Genomic DNA, 24,900 nt, shown 5'->3' on the forward strand with positions numbered 1-24,900 from the left:
CGGCCTCGCTTTGCGGCGTGCGTGTGGCCGTTGCCGCGGCTGCGGGTGTGGTGTCGTCGTGCGTGGCTCGGGTCACGGCTTGCTCCGTAGTCGGAGGCGGCGTGGGGTTACCGAGAATTCGGCCTCGCTTTGCGGCGTGCGTGTGGCCGTTGCCGCGGCTGCGGGTGTGGTGTCGTCGTGCGTGGCTCGGGTCACGGCTTGCTCCGTAGTCGGAGGCCGCGTGGGGTCGCGGAGAATCCGGCCTCGGTGAGGAAACCGGCGAAGGTGTTGCCGTGCACGGTTTCTCCGTCGACCCGGTCGATCACGAGTGAGTCGACGCGGCGGTCGCGCACCAGATCGGCCAGGGCGGTGGCTGCGGCCTGGCGGATGTTCGGGTCCTCGGTGAAGGTGAGCAGGGTTTTGCCGCCGCGCTCCAGATACAGCGCGAGTTCGCCGTCGACGAGCACGACGATGGCGCCGGCCTTGCGCCCGGGACGGTGGCCCGGGCCCTCGGACGGTCCCTTCGGCCATGGCAGTGCCGCGCCGAAGGGGTTTGCGGGATCGCTTGCCGCCAAGGCGAATGCGGTGCTCCGGCGTTGTCCGCCGGTGCCGGGGCGGGTGCGCTCGGTGTCGAAGGAGCGCAGTCGGTCCACCACATCAGTGGTGGAGAACTGTGCGCCGCCCAGCGAATCGATGAAATAGCCGCGGCGGCAGCGGCCGCGATCCTCGAATTCGGTGAGCACGCGGTACATGAGCGCGAATCCACCCGGTACGCCCTCGTTCTGCACCGAACCGCGGGTCAGCACGCCGTACCGTTCCAGCAGGGTGTCGGCCGTTGCGTGGGCGCGCAGGGTGTTGTCCACTACCCGCTCCGGCAGCAGCGACCAGCGGCCCGCGACGGCGGGCGGTCCGGATCTGGTGGGCATATTCGGTCGTGGGAGGTAGGCCCGTCCGCGCGGTGCGCGCCGTGGTGTGCGATGGGCGGTGGTGGTCCGTGCGGTACCCGAGAGCAGGGCGCGAACGGGGGCGAAGGTGTCACCGGAGACCACGCCTGCCCAGACGAGCTCCCACAATGCATCCGCCACTTTGGTGTCGTCGAGGACTCCGGTGGCGTCGGAGAGTTGCCGGAAGAAGTACGCTCCGCCGCCGTGCAGGACCGGGGGAAGTCGCAATGGCGAACTGTCTCGGCCCGCTGAGCCATTGGTGGTCACCGAGGTGCCCGGCGTCGCCGAATTGCCCCGCGCCACTGAAACACCCTGTGCTGCACCATCATCCAGCGATACGACCTGGCCTGATCCCGTGCCGGGCTCGGTATCGGCATCGATGGGCGTCCACGGGGCGATCGATGCGCCCAAAGCGTTGAGCAGGCGCAGATGCACCTCGGACAGTTCGATCTCGTCGGCGGGTGTCAGGGTGAACGGGGCCTGATCGGCCAGGTGCAGGGCAATCCAGCCGTCCTTTGCGGTTATGGCGCCGTGCCCGGACCAGATGACCTCACCGGTGGCCATCAACTCGTCCAACATGGCGGGTGAGTAGTCGCGCACCCGCGCGGGCAAAACCAGCGATTCCCATGCGGACGCGGGAATCGGCACTCCCGCAAGCTGTTCCACCACCGCCGCGACCCCGTCGACCCCGCGCAGTTCACCGGTGCCGATGTGCTGCCAGGACGGCAGGAACCGGCCGAAGGCGGCGGTGGCGACCGGTTCGACCTCATGCCGGGCGGCCGCGAGCGACCGGCGGCGCAATCGGCGCAGTACCTGGCTGTCGCACCACTCCGAGCCGCTGGCCGCAGGTGTGAATTCGCCCTCCACCACGCGCTTTTCCGCAACCAGCCGATGCAGTGCCGTCGCGGCGACCGCGGTGCCGAGTCCGAAACGAGCGGCCACGGCCTCGGTGGTGAACGGTCCGTGGGTGCGGGCATAGCGCCCGACCAGGTCTCCGAGCGGATCGGCGACCGGTTCGATGAATGCGGCGGGGGTGCCGATCGGGAGCGGTACGCCGAGCGCGTCGCGCAGGCGCGCGGCATCTTCCACCGCGACCCACCAGGCTCGTCCGGCGAACGTGACCTCGAGTGCGCGCTTGGATTTCACCAGGCCGGCGAACCATTCCGCCGGATCACCGGTGGGCTCTGCATCGTCGATTCGAACGCCGACGCACCGCTGCGCGGCTTCCTCGGCAGTAAGCGGTCCGAGCAACCGCAACAGATCGGCCAGCCCCTCCGCATCCCGCGCCAACCGTTCGGGTGTGAGCCGTTGCAATTCCCGCTCGGTCTGCTCGATAACGGTGGCGTCCAACAGCTCCCGCAGCTCCACCCGCCCGAGCAGTTCGGCGAGCAGACTGGAATCGAGCGACAATGCGGCGGCCCGACGTTCGGCAAGCGGACTGTCCCCGTCGTACATGAACTGTCCGATGTAATCGAACAGCAGGGAGTTGGCGAATGGTGACGGCGTAGCGGTCTCGACCTCGACGAGTCGCACCTGGCGACGCGCCACCCGTCCGAGCAGATCCCGCAGCGACGGCAGATCGTAAACGTCACGCAGACATTCGCGCACCGTCTCCAGCAGGATCGGAAAGTCCGGAAACTTCCGCGCCACATCGAGCAATTGCGCCGACCGCTGCCGCTGCTGCCACAGTGGCGCACGCTTACCCGGATCACGTCGGGGCAGCAGCAGTGCCCGCGCCGCGCACTCGCGGAATCGCGATGCGAACAGCGCTGATCCGCCGACCTGCTCGGTGACGATGTCGTCGATCTCATCGGGCTCGAACACGAAAAGCTCGGCACCGGGCGGATCGTCGGTGGTATCGGGCAGTCGCACGACAATTCCGTCGTCGGAGGCGTTCGGCGCGACGTCCACGCCGAACCGCTCCCGCAGCCGCGCGCCGATCGCCAATGCCCACGGTGCGTGCACCGGCAGGCCGTACGGCGAATGCAGCACCAACCGCCAATCGCCGAGTTCGTCGCGGAAGCGCTCGACGATCAGAGTCTTGTCGGTGGGCAATTGTCCGGTGGCAGTGCGTTGTTCATCGAGTAGCGTCACCAGATTCGTGGTGGCATTGTCGTCGAGGCCCGCACCACGCAGGAGTGCGTCGACTGCTGGGTCCGTTGAGGAGCTTTTCTTTCCATCGCTGTCGGGATCCGCACCCTTCGGTGCGTGCACACCGGCCTTGCGAATGAATTCGCCCAGCGCCGCTCCCAGTTCGGCGGGACGACCGAGTCCGTCACCATGCCAGAAGGGCAACCGCCCCGGCTGCCCGAATGCGGGTGTGACCAGCACTCGGTCGAAGGTGATCTCCTCGATGCGCCAGCTGGTCGCGCCGAGGGCGAATACATCGCCGACGCGCGATTCGTACACCATCTCCTCATCGAGTTCGCCCACCCGCGAGGCCTTTTCACTGACCATGTAGACGGCGAAAAGGCCACGATCCGGGATCGCGCCACCCGAGGTCACGGCCAGCCGCTGTGCACCTGGCCGACCGGTGAGCGTGCCCGCGTCGCGGTCCCACACGAGCCGGGGCCGCAATTCGGCGAACTCGTCGGACGGATAGCGACCGGCGAGCAGATCGAGCACCGATTCATACGCTGACCTGGGCAGCGAGGCGTAATTGCCGGTGCCGCGCACGGTTTCGAACCAGGCGTCGACATCGATGGGCTCGAGCGCGCAGGCCGCGACGGTCTGCTGGGCCAGGATGTCCAAGGGATGCGCGGGAACTTGCAGTGCCTCGATCTGCCCCGCCGTCATCCGCTGCGAGGCGACCGCGCAGTGGATGACATCGGTGCGGTGCTTCGGGAACAGCACCCCGCGCGAGATCTCACCGACCTGGTGCCCGGCCCGCCCGACCCGCTGCAGCCCACTCGCCACCGACGGCGGCGCCTCCACCTGCACCACCAAATCGACTGCGCCCATATCGATTCCGAGTTCGAGACTGCTGGTGGCGACAACGCAGCGCAGCCGTCCGCTCTTGAGATCGTCCTCGATCAGCGCCCGCTGCTCCTTGCTCACCGAACCGTGGTGTGCCCGGGCCAGCAGCGGATCCGCGCCGTGGATCACTTCGGTGGACGCACCGAGTTGGGCGGGCGGTTTGTGTTCGGTCTCGACGGCCTCGCCCAGCCGCGCGGCATAGGCCTCATTGAGCCGTGCGGTCAGCCGCTCGGCCAACCTGCGCGAATTCGCGAAGACGATCGAAGACCGGTGGTCCAGCACCAGATCCACGATCGCCTCGTCCACATGCGGCCAGATCGACCCGGGCTGATCGGAATCGCCCGGTTCGGTCATGTCCGCGATCGGCACACGCACGGACAGATCGAAGGTCTTGGGAGCGGGCGGCGAAACGATGGTGATCGGCGCATTTCCAACCAGGAACCGCCCGACCTCCTCGGGCGGTCGCACCGTCGCCGAGAGCCCGATCCGCTGCGCGGGCCGCTCGGGCCCACCCGTCGCCCGACCGCCACCCCTCATCGAGTCGCTACGCGACGCTGTTATCAGTTGATCCAACCGGGCCAGCGACAGCGCCAGATGCGCGCCGCGCTTACCGCCCGCGATGGCGTGCACCTCGTCCACGATCACCGTGCCGACATCGCTCAGCGTCTCCCTGGCCGCGGAGGTGAGCATCAGGAACAGTGATTCGGGCGTGGTGATCAGAATGTCGGGCGGTGTCCGCTGCATCGATCGCCGGTCCGCCGGACTGGTATCGCCGGACCGAACGCCGACGGTGATCGTCGGCGGGTCCAGGCCGAGCCGCTTCGCGGTCTGGGTGACCCCGACCAGCGGTGCGCGCAGATTCCGCTCGACGTCCACCGCCAATGCCTTCAGCGGTGACACATAGAGCACCGAGGTGCCGACCTTGCCCTCTGGCTTCGGGCGGGTCGCGAGTTGATCGATGGCCCACAGAAAGGCCGACAGCGTCTTACCCGAACCGGTCGGCGCGACGACCAAGGTGTGCTCACCTGCGGCGATGGCCTGCCACGCGCCCAGCTGCGCGGCCGTGGGCGCGGGAAATGCGCCGTCGAACCACTCCTGGGTCGCGGTGGAGAACTGGGCCATGGCATCAGTGTGCACCCGGGCACCGACAACCGGCAGCGGCGGCCGGAATACCTCGAGTCGGGCAAATGGCTCGCGGCCCGAGCGAAGGGGTGGCAATCGAAGTACGGCCGCCAGCGCCGCACCGTACGCTTCCAACCGTGCAAAAGGTGCTCAGACTCGACCTGGTCAGCCATGGCATGACCGAGGCGATGCGAAAGGCACGTTTTCCAGTAGACGAATCGCTGACCGAGGCCGGTCGCCGAGCAATCGCGGCGTATGGCCGCCTGACCGCGGCGCGCGTGCTCACCGGACCCGAACGCCGGACCGTGGAAACGGCTGCGCTGATGGGACTTCCGGGCGAGGAGGACGCCCGGCTGCGCGATCTGGATGCCGGCGCGTGGCGCGGCGGCGAACTGATGTCGGTGCCGCAGGATGAGCTATATGCCTGGCTGACCGACCCACAGTTCCGTGGTCACGGTGGCGAATCCGTGATCGATGTGGTCGAGCGGACCAGGTACTGGATGGCCGAAATCGCCTCCGAGGGCATGTCCACCATCGCGGTCACCCATCCGGCGGTGATCCGCGCGGCGCTGCTGGTGACCCTGGACGCGCCGCCGAAATCGTTCTGGCGGATCGACATTCCGCCGGGCAGCGTCACCAGGCTGCATTACCGCGGCGAATGGACGTTGCACTTCACGGCGTGAGATCCGGGCTCATCGCGCGCAGCGGTCCATCGCCCATCGTCACGAGCAGTCGCACGGCATCGGTGATCAGCCGCACCGGAAGCGACGGATCGACGGCCCGCTGCATGCCGAGCCCGATGCCCATGCTCAGGATTGCCGTCGCGGCATCCTCTGCGGGCATCGGCAGTGGGATTCCGATCGTGTCCGAAAGCGCCTGCACCTGCGCCGCGACGGCGCCGCGCATCATGGCAAGACTGGAGACCAGCGCGGCCTGCAGTTCCGGATCGTCGCGGGCGACCGTGGCGAATTCGAATTCGAGCATGGTCCAGCCGACATCGCCGATGGTGTGTTCGGCCCATTCGTGGAAGCGCGCCAGCTGATCGTCGAGCGTCTCGCCCGCCGCGATCAGATCGGCCACCTCGCCGAACTTCGTCGTGTGGATCAGCCCGAGCACCTCCAGACAGAGTTCCTTCTTGGTGCGGAAGTTCGAGTAGACCGCGCCCTTCGAATAGCCCGCCTCCTCGGCGACCCGCTCCAGGCTGGTTTTCGCATAGCCCTCGGTCAAGAAGAGATCGCGTGCGGTCGCGATCAGGTCGGCCCTGGTACGGGCCTGACTTTCGGACCGGGTCAGACGTGCCATACCGCCGATTCTACGTACCGTTGGATTTCGGATACCGTAGGTATTTGAATTCTGCTAGTGTTTGAAACCATGGGTAACAAAAACCGGTCGCAACGGCGCGGCCTGGCCATCGGCTGTGGCGGCACGCTCGGGTTCGCCTGGATCGTCGCCGCGCTGGCCGCCACCCGCGAGGTGCTCGACTGGGATCCGCGCGACGCTGACGTGCTGCTCGGTACCTCGGCGGGCGCCGAGACCGTCACCCTGCTCGGCAGCGGTATCGGTGTCGAGGAACTCGTCGCCATGCAGCGCGGCACCTCGACGAATCCGATTCTGTCGGCGCATATGCGTTCCGAGCCCGGACGGTTCCCGCCGCTGCCCCGGCCGCGGCTGGGTGAGTTGGCATTGAGCCTGCGTGCGCCCGCGACCGGACAGCGGTTGCTCACCGCGGGCAGCGGCCTACTGCCGATCGGCGGTGGTGATGCGAGCTGGCTGCAACATCTGGCCGATCGGTTGAATCCCGGCCGCTCCTGGGTGTCTCATCCCGCGACCTGGCTGGTCGCCATGGACTATGCGACGGGAGAACGGGTTCCATTCGGCGCGCCCGACGCACCGTCGGCGAAGTTGGGTGAGGCGCTGCGTGCATCGTGGGCGGTACCCGGCTGGTTCCCGCCCATTTCCGTTGCCGGACGCCGCTTCATCGATGGCGGTGCGGGCTCGACCGCATCGGTGGATCTGCTTGCCGCACAACAACTCGACGAGGTACTGGTGCTCGCGCCGATGGCCTCCGTCGAAGACGTCCCCGCGACCGGTCCCGGTCATTTTCTGGAGCGGCAGCTGCGCACTCGCATGAGCGCCCAGCTCGCCGCCGAGGTCGCGGTGTTGCGTGCGGCAGGTACGCGCGTCCTCGTGATCGGTGCCACCGCAGCCGATCTCGCGGTGATGGGCCCGAATTTCATGGACGGTCGCCGCCGGGTCGAGACCTTCGAACACAGTCTGCGCAGCACCCGCCGAGCGTTGGAACAAGGAGTCTTCGCATGAATATTCTCGGTCACGGTTATCCGGATATCGACCTGAAGGGTGCGCGGGTGCTGATCACCGGCGCGGGCCGCGGCATCGGACAGTCGACCGCGGAACTGTTCGCGGCCAAGGGCGCTGAAATCGCTATCGCCGATGTCGATACTGCCGCAGCCGAATCCGCCGCTGCGGCTATCGGTGCGCGCGTCTTTGAGCTCGACGTTCGTGCCCGCGACCAGTGGGACAAGGTCGTCGCCGACTTCGGCGCGGTGGATGTTCTCGTCAACAACGCGGGTGTCATGCCCGCTGGCGCGTTCCTCGACGAGCCCGACGCGGTCGGCCGCGCCACCATCGATATCAACGTCTGGGGCCTCATCCACGGCATGCGCGCCGTGGTGCCCGGCATGATCGAGCGCCGCCGCGGCCACGTCGTCAACGTCGCCTCGCTCGCGGGCAAGATCCCGGTCGCGGGCCTCGCCGTCTACAACGCGAGCAAATTCGCCGCCGTGGGCCTTTCCGCCGCAACACGTTTGGAGTTCGCACCGCAGGGTGTCAGCGTCAGCTGTGTCATGCCCTCGGCTGTCCGTACCCGCCTCTCCTCCGGACTGACACTCGGCAAGGGCATGCCCACCGTGGACCCCGAAGACGTCGCCGCCGCCATCCTGCAAACCTGCGAAACCCGCAAGGCCGAAGTAGCCGTCCCGAACTACCTGGGCCCCATCGACATAGCCCTGGCCGCCGCCCCCGAACGCGCGGTCCGCCTCGTTCGCCGACTCCTCGACGGCAACCGCGCCCTGCACCCCGCCGACTCCGAAACCCGCGCGCAGTACGAACAACAAGTCCGTTCGATCACCGAATAGCCGAAACTTATCCACAGCCTCGTGGTCGACTTCCTCGACAAGATGCCTTACGCGCACTCGGCTGGATCGTCATCCGCTGAGCCTGGCAAGACCTGGACCACCCCGCCCGATGGCTGCGCCGCCTGCGCTCCGCAGCCGAAATCGCCCGCCCACGCCTCGGCGCTCGCTGTATATGAACCGACCGGGCAACCCGTCTCCTACCGGGCACTCCATATGCGGGTGCCGGGTGCGGAAACGGGGTGCCCGGTGGGCGCGGCTAGAGCTGTGGGGGCTCGATGCCGAGGTCGTGCAGGCTGTTTCGGTAGAGCTCGACGTTGGCCAGTTTGATGTCCTCGTAGCCGCGGACCAGGTCGGGGAGTGCGGCGGCTCGGGTGGCGCGGTCGTAGTCGGCTGGGGCGAGGTTGGTGGCCAGGGTGGTCACCATTTCCGTGTAGTGGGCGAGCAAGGCGCGTTCGACGCGGCGGACGTGGGCGTAGCCGAAGGGGTCGAACTTGGTGCCGCGCAGGCGCTTTCCCTTGGCGAGAACACGCAGCGCGAAGTGGCTGCGTGGGCCGAGGCCGATCTTCTTCGTGCGGCCCATGGCGCGCAGGATCGGCGGGTGCAGGCGGTAGGTGAGGTTGGCGCCGTCGGGGAGTTGCTCGCTGACCTGGTCGAGGAAGGCCGGGTCGGTCAAGCGGCGGGCAACTTCGTATTCGTCCTTGTAAGCGGTGAACTTGTATAGGCCGCGGGCCACCTGCTCGCTGAACTCGGTGCGATCGGTGACGCGTTGCTCTGCCTCCCAAATGCGTTGCACGGTGCGGATATAGTCGCGCGCGACGCGTACGCCCTGGAAGCCGATCAGCTCGACGGCACGCAGTTCGAGTAGCCGCCTGGTCTCACCTGTCGCGGTCACGCCGTCGAAAAGGTCTGCCGGAATGGCGATCTCGGCGCGGTTGTGCGTCTTTCGCGCAGTGACAGCGGCGAACTCGTCCGGCCGCGCGATCGCCACCCGACCCCATCGGAACGCCGCGATATTGGCATGCACCGCAACGCCGTTGATCTCGATGGCCTCCTCGATCGCCGGCGCGGGTATGCGCAGGCCACCGATCTGGTAGGCGGCGCCGACGAGCAGGAAGTTGGCGGCCGCGGTATTGCCGAACAGCACCTCGGCCGCGGCCAGCGCGTCGAACGATCGCACCGAATACGACACCTGCTCGAGCCGGGAAAGCAGTTCGCGCTCTGCGGGATACGCGACGGACTTGTCGTAGACCATTTCGCCGGTCGCGGTCTTACTGGTCGACGCGACGGACATGGTGGTCTGCTTCGACCCGTAGGCCAGATTCTTGTTATCGGTGGCGGCGAGCAGGTCGAACGCGACGATGCAGTCGGCCGAACCCGGCGTCAGGCGGTTCGCCGGTTCCAATTCGCCACTCGCGAACCGCAGGTGCGATACGACCGGTCCGGCCTTCTGACTCAGGCCGATCTGGTCCAGACTCGCCACCTCGTACCCGGCGCGCAACGCCGCGGTCGCAAGCACCTGGTTGACCGTCACGATTCCGGTGCCGCCGATACCGGCTAGGAATACGTTCTGGGTCGTCGCCGGTGCGTCGTTCGACAGGTCGGGCAGTATCGGCGGCTCGGGGCGTCGAGTTGCCTTGCGCTTCTCGGCTTTCGCAGGAAGCTCGACCGTTACGAAAGAGGGGCAATCGCCGTCCATGCAGCTGTAGTCGGTATTGCACGAGGTCTGATCAATGCGGGTCTTGCGGCCGAATTCGGTATCGACCGGCTGCACCGAAAGGCAGTTGCTCTTGATGCCGCAGTCGCCGCAGCCCTCGCAGACCGCCTCGTTGATGACCACCCGGGTGCGCCGGACCGGCAGCGTGCCCCGCTTGCGCTGACGGCGCGCGTCGGCGGCGCAGTGCTGGTCGTAGATGAGCACGGTCACGCCGGGAATGTCGCGTAGGGTGCGCTGGGCTTCGTCGAGCCGATCCCGGTGCCAGAGCAGGGTTCCGGCGGCGAGGTCGCGCTTGCGGTACTTCTTCGGTTCGTCGGCGCAGATGATGATCTGCCGCACGCCCTCGGTGGTGAGTTTATGGGTCAGCTTGGGCACCGCGAGCGCGCCCTCGGCGTCCTGCGCGCCGGTCATCGCGACGACATCGTTGTAGAGCAGCTTGTAGGTGATATTCACGCCCGCGGCGATACACGCCTGCACCGCGAGTTGTCCGGAGTGGAAATACGTTCCGTCACCGATGTTCTGGAACAGATGCGGCACCGAGGTGAACGGGGCCTGCCCGATCCACTGCGCACCCTCGCCGCCCATCTGGGTCAGTCCGGTCACCTTGCTGTCTTCGCGGCCGGACATGGTCACCATGGTGTGGCAGCCGATGCCGCCACCGGCGATCGACCCTTCCGGCACGGCGGTGGACCGGTTGTGCGGACAGCCGCTACAGAAGTAGGCGGCCCGCTTCACGGGCAGAACCGCAAGCGACAGTGGCTGCGGTAAGGGTCGTTTCATCTCCAGCCGACCCTGCAGCGCGCGGCGCAACGGTGCCACGATCCGACCCGAAGTGAGCTCGCCGTCCTGCGCGAACAGCGGCCGGTTCTCGGCATCGCGCTTGCCGATTATCTGCGGCGCATCGGCAGTGCCGTACAGGATTTCGCGGATCTGTGTTTCGATGAAAGCGGTCTTGTCCTCGACGACAACGATCCGCTCGAGCCCATCGGCGAACTGCCGGACCCGTTCGGGTGCGATGGGATACGGCATGCCGATGCGCAGCAGTCGGACCCCGGCGCGATGCAGTGCGTCATCGTCGACGCCGAGATCGATCAGCGCCTGGCGCACGGCGTCGAATGTGGTTCCGGTGGCGGCGATGCCGAGGTGGGCGCGCGCCGGATTCACCTCGATGACATCGAGTTGATTGAGTGCGCTGTAGGCCTGCACCATTTTCCAGCGCGGCCCGTACAGATCGGCCTCGGCGAGCACGCTGTCCGTCGGCGCGGCCATCGGCCGCTGGAGATAGGTGAACGGCCTTCCCTCCCATTCGATCTCGGGGACGGTGATGTCGATATCGCCGACCGAGCCGTCGACTGTCCATGCGCCGTCGGCGACATCGGCGACGATTTTCAGCGCGACCAGGCATCCCGATGCCCGCGAGAGCGCGACGCCGTGCAGCCCCATCGTGATGATCTCGCGGGCGTTGCGCGGGAACAACACCGGAATACCCATTGCGGCCAGCGACCGCTCACTCACCGCAGGCACGGTCGAAGACTTTGAGGCCGGATCGTCGCCGACCAGCAACAGGACACCGCCACGGGCATTCGCGCCGTACATATTGGCGTGCCGAAGTGCGTCCGTCGCGCGATCGAGACCGGGACCCTTGCCGTACCAGACTCCGACAACGCCGTCATGGGTCGCCGCGCCCGCGGGCAGATCCGCTTGGCTGCCCCACACCGAGGTCGCCGCGAGTTCCTCGTTCAATCCGGGGACGAACGAAATATCGTGCTCGGCCAACACATTCGGCATCCCGTTGAGCATCTTGTCCACGCCGCCGAGGGGGCTGCCCTGGTATCCGGATACGAAGGTGCCGACCCGGCGTCCGGCGCGCAGATCGCGAACATGCTGCTCGACCAGCTGTCGAGCAATCGCCTGGACGCCGGTGAGGACAACGGTGCCCGCGCCGACGCGGTAGCGGTCGGCCAGGTCATAGGGGGCTGGGATCAGTTCGCGGTCCGCGAGCTCGGTCATGTAGTCCACCCGTCCGCGAGGCACCGATCAGGCGCTTCGCTTCGTTGAGCATTTCTTGCCGCCATCCTGTACTTGAAGAGCTGAACGCACAACTGATGTGCGACACGTTGAGCAGATTGCGCAATCTGCAGCTCATATGGTGTGCACGAGCTGTGCAGGATGCGAGGTGAAATGTGACCCCGGCCACGCGAGCCGATGAACTGCATCACGCCACCGGGCGTCACCCGGGCAAGTTCGTCCGCGCCGGGCGAAACTCACGCGCCAGCGGAGTCCGGGGTCCGGGCAAAGTTCGCGCCCCGCCAGGTGAGTTCATGCGCGCCGGGGGACTCATGTGTGCCAAGCGAACTGGCGCAACAGTTCGGGCGGACTGGGTGAATTCGTGCGGGCAGCGCAACAGTTCGTGCGGGCAACGCGAGTTCATGCGGACAGGTGAGTTCGCGCCCCCGGCACCCTTGTCGCAACTGGCCACCCCTTGTATGGGAGCCCAGTTTGGAAGGCGGGGTGTCCGATACGCCCATCACCGGTGTGCGGGAGGCTCAGGTGCACCTCATCCGCGGAGTCGCCGCTGCGGTGGCCGGGAGTTACAACCAGGCGGCTACTCCGCCGTGGTGGGAGCAGGTGCCGGAGCGGTGCTGGCTGTAGCTGTAGGTGCCGTCGGTGCAGCGCGCGGTGGCTCCGGGTGGGGCGGCGGGTGCGGACTGCGGGCGGTGCACACATTGATTGTCCGAGTTGAGGTATGAGTCGTCGCCGCAGGTCTGCTGGGATTGTGCGAGCGGGGCGGCTGCTATCGGCGGTGCCGAGGCGATCGGCGCAGGCGGTGCGGGGGCCGCCGCGGGTGGTGCCACCAAGGTGGTCGGCGATGCGGTCGTCGTAGCGGCGGTGGTCGTGGTCGGCTGCGGCGATGTCGTCGCGACCGGTGTCGAGGTGACCTTGGACGTGGTGATCGACGCCGTCGCGGCGGTGAGGCCGGGGCTGCTCGATTGCGGCGCGCAGCCGCTGAGCAGCAATGTGAGCGCACCCGCGAATGCGAGTCCGGTGCCGACGAGAGTGTTGAAGCGGTTACTCATGTTCCCCTACTGAGATGCTGCCAGGCCGGTCTAAAGGTTTGGGCGCCTGGGCTACTCGCTCAATCGGCCTGGCATACATCCCGTTACCGACACTCCCGGCGACTCGCCGCACAGCGCCCGTGACGAAAAAAGGTCCAGGCCAGTCGGTTTGGAACCGACCGGCCTGGACCTCAGTGGCAGGGGCAGGATTCGAACCTGCGACCTCTGGGTTATGAGCCCAGCGAGCTACCTAGCTGCTCCACCCCGCGTCGTACGAGCAACGTTACGTCGATGCCGGTCGTCCGCGCGAGCGATTATTCGCTCTGCCGCACATGCGTGCGCGCCGCGCAAAGCCCGCGCCGCGCACTATTCGGCGCGGTCACCGTTCACCGCGACACCGTCGCCGAGGCACGCGCCGCAAGTCAGGACAGTTTGTGGCTCAGCCGAATTGGATGCCCTGCGCCAATGGCAACTGATCGGAGTAGTTGACGGTGTTGGTCGCGCGGCGCATGTATGCCTTCCACGAATCCGACCCGGATTCCCGCCCGCCGCCGGTCTGCTTCTCCCCGCCGAACGCGCCGCCGATCTCCGCGCCGGAGGTGCCGATATTGACGTTGGCGATGCCGCAGTCGGAGCCGTCGGCGGCGAGGAAGCGTTCGGCCTCGCGCTGGTCGGCGGTGAAGACGGCCGAGGAAAGGCCTTGCGGAACACCGTTGTGCAGGTCGATGGCGGCGTCGAAGTCGCGGTAGGTGAGCACGTACAGGATCGGTGCGAAGGTTTCCTCGCGGACCACGGCGGTCTGGGCGGGCATGCGCACGATCGCGGGACGCACGTAGAAGGCCTCATCGCCGAAGCCGTCGACTCGCTCACCGCCGCAGACCAATTCGCCGCCGTCGGCAAGCGCACGATCGATCGCCGCACGCATCCCTTCGTAGGCACGGCCGTTGATCAGCGGGCCGACGAGCACACCGTCATCGAGCGGATTGCCGACGCGCAGTTGTCGATACGCCCCGGCCACGCGATCCAGCAGCGGCCCGACGACATCGGCGTGCACGATCAGCCGACGCAAGGTCGTACAGCGCTGTCCGGCCGTACCCGCCGCCGCGAATACGATGCCGCGCGCCGCCAACTCCAGATCCGCTGTCGGAGTGACGATCGCGCCGTTGTTACCGCCCAACTCCAGCAGGCATCGCCCGAACCGAGCGGCCACCCGCGGCGCCACCGTACGGCCCATCCGCACCGAACCGGTCGCGCTCACCAACGCCACCCGCTCGTCCTCGACCAGCCGGGACCCGACCTCCGCGCCACCTTGAATCAGTTGATGCACTTCGGGATCCGCGCCCACATCGGTCGCCGCGCGACGCAGCAGCGTGTGGCAGGCCAGCGCCGTCAGCGGTGTCGTCTCCGACGGCTTCCACACCACCGTGTCGCCGCAGACCAGCGCGAGGGCGGTATTCCACGCCCATACCGCGACCGGGAAGTTGAATGCCGAGATGACCCCGACCACGCCGAGCGGATGCCAGGTCTCCATCAGCCGATGTCCGGGCCGCTCCGAGGGCATGGTCTTGCCGTAGAGCTGGCGCGAGAGACCGATCGCGAATTCGCAGATATCGATCATCTCCTGCACCTCGCCGACGGCCTCCGCGCCGATCTTCCCCGCCTCCAGGGTGACCAACTCGCCGAGTTCGGCCTTGTGCGCGGTGAGTAGTTCGGCCAGTCGCCGCACCACCCCGGCCCGCACCGGCGCGGGTACGGTGCGCCAGCCGCGGAAGGCCGCCGCCGCCCGCTCGATCGCCGCGTCCGCAGCGTCGAGGGAATCGGCGGGCAGGGTCATGAGCGTGCCGCCGGTGATCGGCGTCCGTGCGGGCAGCTCGCCCGCGACCGGTGTCGGTGCGCCGAGTGTGTGCAGCAGTTCGGCTGCCCGGGTTGCCAGGTTCTCGGTCAGGTGGTCGTCGAGCGTATCTGTCATCGGTTGCTCCGCTTTAGCTTTGGGTCGGCGAACAATATCGGATGGGTACGGTGCGTTAACGAGCAGAAGTTTTTGCCACGAGTAGCCTCCGCTGGGTTAGCCTTCGCTGATGGCGGATACACCGGCAAGACCCGTACTCGATGACATCGATCGCCTGCTCATTCGTGAACTGATGGCCGATGGTCGCGCCACCCTGTCGAATCTGGCCGAAAAGGCGAGCTTATCGGTCTCAGCCGTGCAGTCGCGGGTCCGCAGACTAGAGGCGCGCGGGGTGATCCGTGGCTATACCGCGCATGTCGATCCAGAGGCGCTCGGGCAACTGTTGTCGGCATTCGTCGCCATCACTCCTCTCGACCCCTCGCAACCCGATGACGCGCCTGCCGTGCTGCAACATATCCCGGGAATCGAGGCATGCCACTCGGTGGCCGGTGACGAGAGTTACGTATTGCTGGTCCGGGTGGCCTCTCCCCGGCACCTCGAGCAGTTGCTGCAGGAGATCAGGGCGACCGCCAACGTGCGAACTCGAAGCACCATCATCTTGCAGACATTCTACGACAGATAGCCTCTGGCCGTAATTACTCCGTTATTACGTAGAATTTTCGTAAAGATTTTCGTACCCTACTGATGTGACCATCGAACTGGAGCGCACCCGCGCGGGGAGTGGCACTGCACCGGTCACCCCCGCCTCCCGGGTACACGAGATCCTGTCGGCGCACATCCTCGCCGACGGATTCGACCTGGTGCTGGATCTACGGAAATCCCATGGCTGCCTGATCGTCGACGAACGAGACGGCAGCTCCTACCTCGACATGTTCGGCTTCTTCGCCTCGAATGCCCTCGGCATGAACCATCCCGCCCTGGCCGAGGACGAAGAGTTCCGCGCGGAACTGAGCGTCGCGGCGCTCAACAAGCCGAGCAACTCCGATATCTACACCGTCGAGATGGCCCGCTTCGTCGAAGCTTTCGTGCGGGTGCTGGGCGATACCCGGCTACCGCACCTGTTCTTCGTCGACGGCGGCGGACTGGCGGTGGAGAACGCGCTCAAGGTCGCGTTCGACTGGAAGAGCAGGCATAACGAATCCCACGGGCGCGCACCGGAACTCGGCACCAAGGTGCTGCATCTGACCGGAGCGTTCCACGGCCGCACCGGTTACACCATGTCGCTGACCAACACCGACCCGGTGAAGACGGCCCGCTTCCCCAAGTTCGATTGGCCGCGCATCGATGCGCCGTTCCTGGCCAACGGTGTCGACATCGCCGCCGCCGAAGCACACGCACTCGACCAGGCGCGCCGCGCCTTCGCCGAAAACCCGCACGACATAGCATGTTTCATCGCCGAGCCGATCCAGGGCGAGGGCGGCGACCGGCATATGCGCCCGGAGTTCCTGCAGGCCGTGCAGCGGCTCTGTCACGAGAACGACGCGCTGTTCATCCTCGACGAGGTGCAGACCGGCGTCGGCATGACCGGAACCACTTGGGCCTACCAACAACTCGGACTCGAGCCCGATATCGTCGCGTTCGGCAAGAAGACCCAGGTCTGCGGCATCATGGCGGGCGGGCGCGTGGACGAGGTGCCCGACAACGTCTTCGTGGTCAGCTCTCGGATCAATTCCACCTGGGGCGGCAACCTCACCGATATGGTGCGGACCCGGCGCATCCTCGAGGTGTTCGAGCGCGATGAGCTGATCGAGCGGTCACGGCCGCTCGGCGCGCATCTGCTGCGGCGTCTGGAACAGCTTGCGGCCGACCATCCTCGGGTTACCGAACCACGCGGACGCGGCTTGATGTGTGCCATCACGCTGGCCTCGGCCGAACTGCGGGACGAGGTGCTGACCGCGCTGCGGGAACGCGAGCATGTGCTGATTCTCGGCACCGGCGAACGCGGCATCCGGTTCCGGCCGCCGCTCACGGTTACCGAATCGGAGCTGGATGCCGTGGTCGATGCGCTCGATCGGGTGCTCAACGACGCCGGATAGCTATCCGACCGCAAACGGAAATTTGACTGTCCGAGTACGTATTTCCGGATCTTTCGGGCAAACCGTCGCGCCCTGGCGGCGATTGCTGTGGAATCAGGGCGGCAGCGCCTAGGCTTCGCACCCATGTCATCTCGTCTTCACCACCTCCTGGCACGGTGCAGCGCGTGAACCGACAGCGCAATCACCGAACCTGCGCACCACTGCTCGCCTCGCTGACCGTCCTCGTGACGGTCGCGGGGTGCGCCCCGAGCGAGGCCGGATCGGTGGGTGTGCCGACTCCGCCGCCCACCACGGTCGCCGCCCCGACCAGCGCGGCACCGCGGCATCTGGAGAATCTGCTACCCGGCATGCCGCCGCCGCTGTCGCCGACCGACGTCTATGCCGCGAACCGGGAATTGAGTCCGGCGGTGGCCGATCATCGGCCCCTGGTCTACGTGCCGAACAGCGAATCGCATTCGGTTTCGGTGATCGACCCGGCAACCTTCCAGGTGATCGACAATTTTCCGGCCGGTGGTCGCGAACCCCAGCATGTGGTGCCGTCCTACGACATGCAGACGCTGTATGTCACCAATGATCTGCCAATCGGCGCAGGCACCCTGTTGCCGATCGATCCGCGCACCGGCAAACCCGGCGAGCCCTTCCCGGTGCGTGACCCCTACAACATGTACTACACGCCGGATGGCCAATACGCGCTTGTCGTCGCCGAGGCGGATAAGTCGCTGGACTTCTACGATCCGCACACCTGGCAGAAGGTGCACGCCCTCGCGGTGCCCGACTGCGCGGGCGTTGATCATATGGACTTCACAGCCGACGGTCGATTCGCCCTGGTCAGTTGTGAATTCATCGGCCGCATGCTGGTTTTCGATGTGGCCGAGCGCGAGGTGGTCAAGATGATCGACCTGCCCGGCGGTCGTGGTGGCATGCCGCAGGACGTCAAACTGTCCCCGGACGGGCGCACCTTCTTCATCGCCGATATGGTCGCGGACGGCATCTACACCATTGACGCATCATCCTGGGAGAATACAGGTTTCGTGCCGACCGGCAAAGGTACGCACGGCCTGTATGTCACTCGCGACTCCAAACAGATGCTCATCACCAACCGCCGCGAGGGCAGCATCTCCGTCTGGGATTTCGCCGCAAATGCCCTGGTGCACAAGTGGTTCATACCAGGCGGCGGCAGTCCCGATATGGGCAACCTCTCCGCGGACGGCCGCGTTTTCTGGGTATCGGGTCGAAACCACGGTGAGGTATACGCCATCGATATCGAGAACTGGAACCTGTTGGCGCGCATCCCCGTTGGGCGTGGGGCGCACGGACTCACCATCTGGCCGCAACCGGGCCGCTACTCCACCGGACACACCGGTGTGATGCGCTGAATCGGCCGCCGGCTCAAGGGAGTCGGAAGCCGAGGCCGCCTTCTACGAAGCGGCGGACCGCGGTGGTACCGGTTTCGAGGGCGGGCTCGTAACCGGGGCGGGCCCAGCCGGTGAGTTCGGCGGAGTTGCCGGCACCGGGCGTGACGACGATTTCGGCGACCAGTTCGGCAGTGGTGGGTTCGCAGACGGCCCAGGAGAAATGGGATTCGTCATCCCACTGCTCGGTGCGGCGGGAGACGTAGTCGGGATCGGTGATACCGCCCTCGGCGAGGGCGGGGCGGTCGTCGATACGGTCGTCGGCGCGCAGGGCACGCAGGTACCAGGTGCCCGCATTGATTTCGACAGGCTCCATCAGTCCTCCAGCTCCCTGCGGCGGCGACGGTCGCGCGGGCGGCGACGTTGGTGCTCGTGTCGACCGCCGAACAGCAGTGCGCCCGCGAGCGGGATGGCGAGGAACCATAGCCAGCTGCCGGTGACGAAGAAGAGGATGACGGCGAGGATCGGGATTACAGCCATCACCCGCTCCGGCCACTCGGCGATGAACCCGGAGTCGCGTTTGGCGGGCGCCGCGGCAACGGGTGCGGGTTCGGGCAGGTCGACGAAGACTTCATCCAGGTCGCTGCGGGTCAGCGCGGCCGCGACCACGGCGCTGCGCTCGTCGAACTCCGCAACGCTGAGCCGCCCGGCGGCGAAATGATCGGACAGGCGCTGCATCGCTTGCTCACGCTCCGCGGTGCCGATGCGAATCTCGGGCAGGTCACTCATAACAGCAAGGCTAGCGGCTTTTGCTGAACGCTCCCGCGCCACCGCATCGACGTCGTGCTCGTCGAATTTCGCGACGCCGAGCGGGCCGGTTGCGTCATGATCGCCTCTGCCGCCGGAACTAATTCGCGGATTCTGTAATGCCGGTGTGGATTTCGGGTAGCTAAAAGACGAACGGAAGGTAGTAGGAGGTTCGACATGGGCAAGACGTGGTTCGGCCACTACCGCCTCGATCGGTTGCTGGGCACCGGTGGCACCGGGCAGGTCTGGCTCGCTCGGGACACCGTCGCCGACCGCGCCGTCGCACTCAAGGTGCTGGCCTGCTCGCACGCCGCGGATCCAACCTGCCGACTGCGGTTCACCAGGGAGGCTCGCCTGGCGGCCCAGGCCCCGGGACCGCACCGGGTTCCGATCCACGCTTTCGGCGAACTCGGCGGCCGCCTCTATATCGATATGGAGTTCATCGAGGGCACCGATGTCAGCGCATTGCTGCGGGACGCCGGGCCGCTGGATCCGGCGCGTGCCGTCGCGATCATCGCGCAGACCGCGATGGCGCTCGATGCCATGCACCGGGTCGGCCTGGTGCACCGCGACGTCAAACCCTCCAACATCATGGTGGGCCCGACCGGGTTCGTCCATCTGATCGACTTCGGCATCGCGCATCGCATTGATCAGCCCGCGATCACGGCCCACGGCAATGTGGTCGGCACCCTGGCATATATGGCACCGGAACGCTTCGACGGTGTCGCCGACGCGCCTGCGGACCAATACTCACTGGCCTGCGTCCTGTACGAATGCCTCACCGGCCAAAGACCTTTCGGCAATGTCGACTCCCCACAGCAACTGCGCGCCCACCTGCTGACCGCCCCACCCAGCGCCACCACCCTGAACCCCGCCGTACCCGCAACCCTGGACGGCGTCATCGCCCGCGCCATGGCCAAAGACCCGAGCCAACGCTATTCCAGCGCAGGCGAATTCGCCTGTGCGGCGTATGCCGCGGTGACCGGACGCGAGGCCTCGACAGTCGAGATCGCCGCGGAAACCGTACCGACAAGCTATCGCCTGCCCGAGCCATCGCGTGCGGCCGAGTCACTCGGCGCCGGTGCCGGGCCACGCGTCGCCGAGTCTGCCGATGAGCCGATACGGGTCGGCGGAGTCCAGCCGATGCAGGTCGCCGAGTCTGCCGCTACCTCGATGCTGGCCTTTGGGTCCGCAGGGGAGCAGATGCTAGATGCCGGGTCTGCGCGTGCTGTGATGCAGGGCGGCCCGTCCGAGGGCGCGGAGATTCGGGCCGCTCAACCTGCCGCTGAGCTGATGCGAGGCGGCTCGTCTGCAGGCGCGAGGATGGGCGAGGCTCAATCTGTGCCGGAGACGATGTGGGCCGGTGGGGTCGAAGCTGCCGGTATGGGGGATGCCGGGGGTGTGCGGGAGTTGGCGTTGGGCGGTGGGGCCGCGGGTGCGGGGATGCGAGGCGGCCCGTCCACGGGGACGGAAATGCAGGAGGCTCGACCTGCGCCAGAGCCGATGCGAGCCTCAGAGCGCGAAGGAGCGGGGATCGAGGATGCCGGGTCGGCGCGCGAATCGATGTGGGGCGGACCGTCTGAAGGCGTGAGGATGTGGGAGGCCCAGCCTGTGCCGCAGTCGGTGTGGGGCGGTGGGGCTGGAGGTGCCGGGATGGTGGATGCCGGGTCTGCGCTGGAGTCGGTGTGGGGCGGTGGGGCCGTGGGTGCTGGGATGCAAGGCACCGGATCTGTGTCTGAGCCGACCTGGGTCGCTGGGTCTTCGGGCGGGTCGATGCGGGGCGGTGGGGCCGCGGGTGAGGGTATGCGTGAGCGTGATTCGAGGTGGGGCGGCTGGTCCGGGCGGCAGCTGGGGTGGGGCGGCACGGCTGCGGCTGAGCGGACGCGGGATGTTGGGACTTCGGGTGAGTCGACGTGGGTTGGTGGGGGTGTGGGGGAGTCGGGGCGAGATCTCGAGTTGTCGGGGGAGGGGGAGGGTTTGTGGGGAGTCGGTCCGGGGCATGCGGCTGTTGCTATTGCTGCGTTGGTTGCTGTGATCGGGTTGGCGCTGTGGTTGGGGCGGCCGGGAGGCGAAACGAGTTCCGCGGCACCATCGTCTGGCAGGACTACGCCTACTGTTCCCGCATCGTTGGTGCCGCCCGAGTCGGCGCAGGCGGCGTCGCCGAATGTGGTGATTCCGGGTGTGGGGCAGCTGTGCAATCCGGATATCGACGGCATTACTACTGCTGCCGACGGAACACCGCTCGCATGTCGAACTGTAGGTAGTGGCAATGCGAACTGGGTTCCCACGCAGCCCTTCGGTGAGATACCCGAACAGCAGTCCGAACCCACGATCGTTGGCAATGGAAATCCGCATGTGGACAACTCGGCCAATGGCGACTCTGGCAACGACAAGCCGAACAACGGCAAACCCGGCCATGGCGGCCGCGCCAAGCCGGGCAAATAAAGCATTGCCGAGTGGCACAACTCGGCGTTCGCGGCGGTCGGGTGTCGCTGATTGAGTAGGACTACGTAGGGGAGCTCACACTGGTCGAGAATGGGTGGCGGGGTTAGGGTCGGGAGAGGTTCGGGCGATGCGGTTTCGATCGGGTTGCCGCCCCACTCCGCAATGGCGCGGCCACCTGCCTCGTCCCAGCGATGGAGGTCAGTGATGGGGGAACAGTTCGGGAAGTACCGGCTCGACCGTTTGCTCGGGCGGGGCGGTATGGGGGCGGTATGGCTGGCGCATGACAGCGAAACCGGGCGCACGGTCGCGCTGAAGGTGTTGGCGGAGCAGGTGGCCGCCGATGCGGACTATCGAAAGCGGTTCCAGCGGGAGGCGCGGCTCGGATCGAGTCTGCGACATCCGCATGTCGTGCCGATCCACGGTTTCGGGGAACTCGACGGCCGGTTGTACATCGATATGGAGTACATCGACGGCATCGACCTGGCCGAAATGCTGACCAGGGTCGGCACTTTGACACCCACCGCAGCCGTCGACTTCGTGACGCAGGCGGCCTCGGGTCTGGATGCGGCGCATCGAGCCGGGCTGATCCACCGTGACGTCAAACCGTCGAACATCCTGGTCGGCACCGGTGGGCATGCATATCTGATCGACTTCGGCATCGCGCAGAGCCTGGGCCAGACGGCCGTCACCGCCACCGGCATGGCTATCGGCAGTTGGGCCTATATGGCGCCGGAACGTTTCAACGGCACCGTCGACGCCCGCTCCGACGTCTACTCCCTGGCCTGCGTCCTCTACGAATGCCTGACCGGCCGCCGCCCCTACGGCGACACCGACCCGGCCCGCCAGATGCACGGCCACCTGATGACCGACCCGCCCCGCGTATCAACCGTGAACCCCGCGGTCCCAACGGAATTGGACGCGGTGATCGCCCGCGGTATGGCCAAGGACCAGACCCACCGCTATCCCACAGCCCGCGAATTCGCCGCCGCCGCATACACAGCCGCCGCCTTCGCGCGCCTCCCACACCCCGCACCGCATTCATCAACGCCCGCCTCGGATCAGCGTTCGACACCCAAGTTGCCGACTCCGTCAGCCCGGCCACCAGCTGTGCCCTCCGCGCAGCCTCCGGCCCCGGACGTACCGCGGCCGTACGCGTCGCAATCGGCTTCATCGCAGCCTGCGCGCCCGGATGCGCCGTCGCAGTCGCGTACGCCGCAGTCGGCACCAACGCAGCCTCCACTCCCAGACGCACCGCAGCCGCGACGGCTGACAGCAGATGTACAGCCGACACCCACGCGGGTGGAGACGCACCCGCCAACGCGCGCGGAGACGCAGGCGCCGCTATCGCGGACGGCGCCACCGCAACCGCGACTTCCGGATGCGCTGTCGGCCACGCCGTTACCTGAGACGCGACGGCTTGTAGCGGATGAGCAGCCGACACCGCCGCGAGTGAAGTCGCAACCGCCGCAGCAGGTGGAGGCGCACCCGCCGACCCGAGTGGAGACGCATCCGCCGACACGGGCACACACGCCTGCGCCGACAATGGTCGAGGCACCTGCGCCGACTCCAGCGGCAGAATCCCCCGCGCCACCGCTCGAGTCGCCGAAGACGCTCAATCCCACCAAGGTCCTGCCCGAGCCCGGCCCGACGCCGACACTGGTAGCAACCCGATTGGCGCCGCCACCAGCGGGACCTGCCGCACCTCAGCATTCACCGTGGTCACCGAATCATGCTGCGGTCCAACCGACACCGGTCATCCGCCCGCCAACTCCAGCCAAACGAGCTGCACCACAACCGAAGCGGGCTCCGCTCGCCCCTCGCTGGTCGGTCTCACAGCGCCGCCCATGGATCGCGCCACCGCCACGCAAGTATCAGCGTCGGCGCCGTAAGTCCTTCCTGTCCAGGCTGGTCGGCGCACTCGTGGTCATCTTCCTGACCCCGTTCATGCTGGCTGCGGGATGTGCCGCGCTGATCGCCTTCGGCAATACCGGCAGCGGCGGCGGCACGCGCACGGCCGATCCATCTGCCGCGGTGCGTGACGGCGATACCGCGCAATCAGCCGAGCCGCCCGCGCCGGTATCTGCCGGCTTGAACAGCCCGGTGCGCGACGGCAAGTTCGAATTCGTGGTCACCTCGGTGGATTCGGGTGTCCCGCGGATCGGATTGCAGAATGCGAGCGGCTCGTATTCCGTGGTCACTGTCGAAGTCCGCAATATTTCCGACGAGGCGAAGTGGTTCCTGCCGGTCGGGCAACGTCTCGTAGACACCCAGGGGCGCCAGGTCGACCACAACGCGATCGCAACTATGTGGCAGACCACCCAGCGCCGCTACGGCTATTCGTTCGAACTCCAGCCCGGCCAATCGGCCACCACCCAGCTGGTCTTCGACATCGCGCAGGACGCCACCCCGAGCCGGGTCGAACTACACGACTTCATGCTCTCCAACGGCGCCACCGTCGAACTGAACTAGCGCGGCCAGGGACGCATGCACGGCTTGCCGCCCGATCGTCAATGCCTGGTAGAGCAGCGCGGTATCGCGCGCGGCGCTGTCCACATCCGGGGAGCCGAGGGGCGGGTGGATTTGCAGAGCCGCATCCCCGAGACCCGCCAGGAAGTTGTCCTCGACGGCCTGCTGATGGGGCCGCTGCAGCCAGGCGCGGTAAGCCCCCGGTGCCCTGACGCGCAGATAGCTACCCCCGACGACCTGGTGCAGCCGAGGCGCGGGTGGGCGTTTTTCATCGGTGCGTCGGGTGCGCAGCACCAAGGCGTGCGTCGCGCCGTCGCGTACCGCGGTGCGGATAGGCACCGTTTCGGACAGCCCACCGTCCAGATATTCGGCGCCCCCGAGCGGCACCGGCGGACCCGCCAGAATCGGCAGCCCCGCCGAGGCCCGCAGCGCGGTCATCAGCGTGGGCTTGTCGACGATGTGCCGACGCAGATCGACCGCGTGCCCGGTGCGGATATCGGTGCCGATCGGATGAAAGGTGGTGCTATTGGCCAGAATTGCCGGAAAATCCATCGGCTCGATGCCGTCGTAGACCTGGTTCACCAGGTAGTCCAGATCGAAGGCGGGCCGCCCACGCAGCAGCCGGGCCGGATCGACGGCGCGCCGCATGATCACCGGATCGGTCCAGGCCCGCATGCCCGACTTTGCCCGCCCGCACAAGAACCAGGCCGCGTTGATCGCGCCTGCCGATGTGCCGTATACGGCATCGAAAACCGCGGCGAGCCCGAGTTCCTCGAGCGCCTGCACCATCCCACTGGAGTAGACGCCGCGGCTGCCACCACCCTCGACGACCAAGGCGAGGCGGTATCCGTCGGCGCGGCTGGCTGATTCACGTCGGCCGCGGATGACCTCCGCGACGGTGGGCACGACGGCAGAGCTGGTCACCGATCCACGATACGA

General features: G+C 67.0%; 18 protein-coding genes and 1 tRNA gene. 10 read left to right on the top strand and 9 right to left on the bottom strand.

What is annotated here, in order from left to right:
- Nucleotides 1–191: 191 nt before the first annotated feature.
- The gene (locus ACFYOW_RS32820) at nucleotides 192–5,021 is read right to left on the bottom strand and encodes an ATP-dependent helicase (protein ID WP_387293952.1); all 4,830 of its coding nucleotides are present in this window, start codon (nucleotides 5,019–5,021) and stop codon (nucleotides 192–194) included.
- Nucleotides 5,022–5,158: 137 nt separating this feature from the next.
- Between ACFYOW_RS32820 and ACFYOW_RS32825 the strand changes: the two genes are divergently transcribed.
- A complete protein-coding gene (locus ACFYOW_RS32825) occupies nucleotides 5,159–5,704 on the top strand; it encodes a histidine phosphatase family protein (RefSeq protein WP_387293953.1) in 546 nt (181 codons plus the stop codon).
- On the opposite strand, the gene ACFYOW_RS32830 is transcribed toward ACFYOW_RS32825, so the two are convergent.
- The gene (locus ACFYOW_RS32830) at nucleotides 5,694–6,323 is read right to left on the bottom strand and encodes a TetR/AcrR family transcriptional regulator (protein WP_387293954.1); all 630 of its coding nucleotides are present in this window, start codon (nucleotides 6,321–6,323) and stop codon (nucleotides 5,694–5,696) included. The genes ACFYOW_RS32825 and ACFYOW_RS32830 overlap by 11 nt on opposite strands.
- A gap of 69 nt (nucleotides 6,324–6,392) precedes the next feature.
- Here ACFYOW_RS32830 and ACFYOW_RS32835 point away from each other — a divergent pair, with 69 nt between their 5' ends.
- Nucleotides 6,393–7,340 (top strand): patatin-like phospholipase family protein, encoded by a 948-nt coding sequence (locus ACFYOW_RS32835; RefSeq protein ID WP_387293955.1) that lies wholly within the window; start codon nucleotides 6,393–6,395, stop codon nucleotides 7,338–7,340.
- On the top strand, nucleotides 7,337–8,176 hold the full coding sequence (locus ACFYOW_RS32840) for an SDR family oxidoreductase (RefSeq protein WP_387293956.1): 840 nt from the start codon (nucleotides 7,337–7,339) through the stop codon (nucleotides 8,174–8,176). Before ACFYOW_RS32835 ends, ACFYOW_RS32840 begins: the two co-directional genes overlap by 4 nt.
- Nucleotides 8,177–8,432: 256 nt before the next feature.
- Here the strand turns inward: ACFYOW_RS32840 and ACFYOW_RS32845 are convergent, their stop codons facing one another.
- Complete coding sequence (locus tag ACFYOW_RS32845) at nucleotides 8,433–11,900, bottom strand: indolepyruvate ferredoxin oxidoreductase family protein (RefSeq protein ID WP_387293957.1); 3,468 nt, start codon at nucleotides 11,898–11,900, stop codon at nucleotides 8,433–8,435.
- A gap of 501 nt (nucleotides 11,901–12,401) precedes the next feature.
- Between ACFYOW_RS32845 and ACFYOW_RS32850 the strand changes: the two genes are divergently transcribed.
- Entirely contained in the window at nucleotides 12,402–12,542 is a 141-nt protein-coding gene (locus ACFYOW_RS32850) for a hypothetical protein (RefSeq protein ID WP_387294066.1), read from the top strand.
- On the opposite strand, the gene ACFYOW_RS32855 is transcribed toward ACFYOW_RS32850, so the two are convergent.
- Nucleotides 12,482–12,745, bottom strand: coding sequence for a DUF3761 domain-containing protein (locus tag ACFYOW_RS32855; RefSeq protein WP_387294059.1), 264 nt, complete (start codon nucleotides 12,743–12,745; stop codon nucleotides 12,482–12,484). The genes ACFYOW_RS32850 and ACFYOW_RS32855 overlap by 61 nt on opposite strands.
- Here ACFYOW_RS32855 and ACFYOW_RS32860 point away from each other — a divergent pair.
- Nucleotides 12,630–12,980: a hypothetical protein gene (locus tag ACFYOW_RS32860; protein WP_387294067.1), complete on the top strand. Its 351-nt coding sequence runs from the start codon at nucleotides 12,630–12,632 to the stop codon at nucleotides 12,978–12,980. The two genes, ACFYOW_RS32855 and ACFYOW_RS32860, sit on opposite strands and share 116 nt — an antisense overlap.
- A 161-nt stretch (nucleotides 12,981–13,141) precedes the next feature.
- On the opposite strand, the gene ACFYOW_RS32865 is transcribed toward ACFYOW_RS32860, so the two are convergent.
- Nucleotides 13,142–13,215: transfer RNA gene (locus tag ACFYOW_RS32865), tRNA-Met, on the bottom strand.
- Nucleotides 13,216–13,385: 170 nt separating this feature from the next.
- Entirely contained in the window at nucleotides 13,386–14,915 is a 1,530-nt protein-coding gene (locus tag ACFYOW_RS32870) for an aldehyde dehydrogenase family protein (protein WP_387293958.1), read from the bottom strand.
- A 109-nt stretch (nucleotides 14,916–15,024) separates the two neighbouring features.
- Here ACFYOW_RS32870 and ACFYOW_RS32875 point away from each other — a divergent pair, with 109 nt between their 5' ends.
- The 3 genes from ACFYOW_RS32875 (at nucleotide 15,025) to ACFYOW_RS32885 (ending at nucleotide 18,267) form a co-directional block, all read left to right on the top strand.
- The gene (locus ACFYOW_RS32875; protein WP_040686931.1) at nucleotides 15,025–15,477 is read left to right on the top strand and encodes an Lrp/AsnC family transcriptional regulator; all 453 of its coding nucleotides are present in this window, start codon (nucleotides 15,025–15,027) and stop codon (nucleotides 15,475–15,477) included.
- 64 nt (nucleotides 15,478–15,541) lie between these two features.
- Entirely contained in the window at nucleotides 15,542–16,891 is a 1,350-nt protein-coding gene (gene lat / locus ACFYOW_RS32880) for an L-lysine 6-transaminase (RefSeq protein ID WP_387293959.1), read from the top strand.
- A gap of 164 nt (nucleotides 16,892–17,055) precedes the next feature.
- Nucleotides 17,056–18,267, top strand: a complete 1,212-nt coding sequence (locus ACFYOW_RS32885; protein WP_387293960.1) for a hypothetical protein — start codon at nucleotides 17,056–17,058, stop codon at nucleotides 18,265–18,267.
- Nucleotides 18,268–18,280: 13 nt separating this feature from the next.
- Here ACFYOW_RS32885 and ACFYOW_RS32890 read toward each other — a convergent pair whose 3' ends face one another.
- Together ACFYOW_RS32890 and ACFYOW_RS32895 are read right to left on the bottom strand one after the other, a co-directional pair.
- Nucleotides 18,281–18,619 (bottom strand): hypothetical protein, encoded by a 339-nt coding sequence (locus tag ACFYOW_RS32890; protein WP_387293961.1) that lies wholly within the window; start codon nucleotides 18,617–18,619, stop codon nucleotides 18,281–18,283.
- Nucleotides 18,619–19,032, bottom strand: a complete 414-nt coding sequence (locus tag ACFYOW_RS32895; protein WP_387293962.1) for a DUF1707 domain-containing protein — start codon at nucleotides 19,030–19,032, stop codon at nucleotides 18,619–18,621. Before ACFYOW_RS32895 ends, ACFYOW_RS32890 begins: the two co-directional genes overlap by 1 nt.
- A 195-nt stretch (nucleotides 19,033–19,227) precedes the next feature.
- Between ACFYOW_RS32895 and ACFYOW_RS32900 the strand changes: the two genes are divergently transcribed.
- Both ACFYOW_RS32900 and ACFYOW_RS32905 read left to right on the top strand, forming a co-directional pair.
- The gene (locus ACFYOW_RS32900) at nucleotides 19,228–21,495 is read left to right on the top strand and encodes a serine/threonine-protein kinase (protein ID WP_387293963.1); all 2,268 of its coding nucleotides are present in this window, start codon (nucleotides 19,228–19,230) and stop codon (nucleotides 21,493–21,495) included.
- Nucleotides 21,496–21,699: 204 nt separating this feature from the next.
- Complete coding sequence (locus ACFYOW_RS32905; protein WP_387293964.1) at nucleotides 21,700–23,964, top strand: protein kinase; 2,265 nt, start codon at nucleotides 21,700–21,702, stop codon at nucleotides 23,962–23,964.
- On the opposite strand, the gene ACFYOW_RS32910 is transcribed toward ACFYOW_RS32905, so the two are convergent.
- Nucleotides 23,917–24,885 carry a patatin family protein gene (locus tag ACFYOW_RS32910; RefSeq protein ID WP_387293965.1) on the bottom strand — a complete coding sequence of 323 codons (969 nt, stop codon included), beginning with the start codon at nucleotides 24,883–24,885 and terminating at the stop codon, nucleotides 23,917–23,919. The two genes, ACFYOW_RS32905 and ACFYOW_RS32910, sit on opposite strands and share 48 nt — an antisense overlap.
- Between the last annotated feature and the right edge of the window lie 15 nt (nucleotides 24,886–24,900).

It is taken from the genome of Nocardia sp. NPDC006982, assembly GCF_042869435.1.
GTDB lineage: Bacteria > Actinomycetota > Actinomycetes > Mycobacteriales > Mycobacteriaceae > Nocardia.

What these genes read in the sequence shown, in the direction of transcription:
- ACFYOW_RS32820 (WP_387293952.1), bottom strand. Translation starts at nt 5,021, where the DNA reads ATGGCCCAGTTCTCCACCGCGACCCAGGAGTGGTTCGACGGCGCATTT.
- ACFYOW_RS32830 (WP_387293954.1), bottom strand. Translation starts at nt 6,323, where the DNA reads ATGGCACGTCTGACCCGGTCCGAAAGTCAGGCCCGTACCAGGGCCGAC.
- ACFYOW_RS32835 (WP_387293955.1), top strand. Translation starts at nt 6,393, where the DNA reads ATGGGTAACAAAAACCGGTCGCAACGGCGCGGCCTGGCCATCGGCTGT.
- ACFYOW_RS32840 (WP_387293956.1), top strand. Translation starts at nt 7,337, where the DNA reads ATGAATATTCTCGGTCACGGTTATCCGGATATCGACCTGAAGGGTGCG.
- ACFYOW_RS32845 (WP_387293957.1), bottom strand. Translation starts at nt 11,900, where the DNA reads ATGACCGAGCTCGCGGACCGCGAACTGATCCCAGCCCCCTATGACCTG.
- ACFYOW_RS32870 (WP_387293958.1), bottom strand. Translation starts at nt 14,915, where the DNA reads ATGACAGATACGCTCGACGACCACCTGACCGAGAACCTGGCAACCCGG.
- ACFYOW_RS32875 (WP_040686931.1), top strand. Translation starts at nt 15,025, where the DNA reads ATGGCGGATACACCGGCAAGACCCGTACTCGATGACATCGATCGCCTG.
- ACFYOW_RS32890 (WP_387293961.1), bottom strand. Translation starts at nt 18,619, where the DNA reads ATGGAGCCTGTCGAAATCAATGCGGGCACCTGGTACCTGCGTGCCCTG.
- ACFYOW_RS32895 (WP_387293962.1), bottom strand. Translation starts at nt 19,032, where the DNA reads ATGAGTGACCTGCCCGAGATTCGCATCGGCACCGCGGAGCGTGAGCAA.
- ACFYOW_RS32900 (WP_387293963.1), top strand. Translation starts at nt 19,228, where the DNA reads ATGGGCAAGACGTGGTTCGGCCACTACCGCCTCGATCGGTTGCTGGGC.
- ACFYOW_RS32905 (WP_387293964.1), top strand. Translation starts at nt 21,700, where the DNA reads ATGGGGGAACAGTTCGGGAAGTACCGGCTCGACCGTTTGCTCGGGCGG.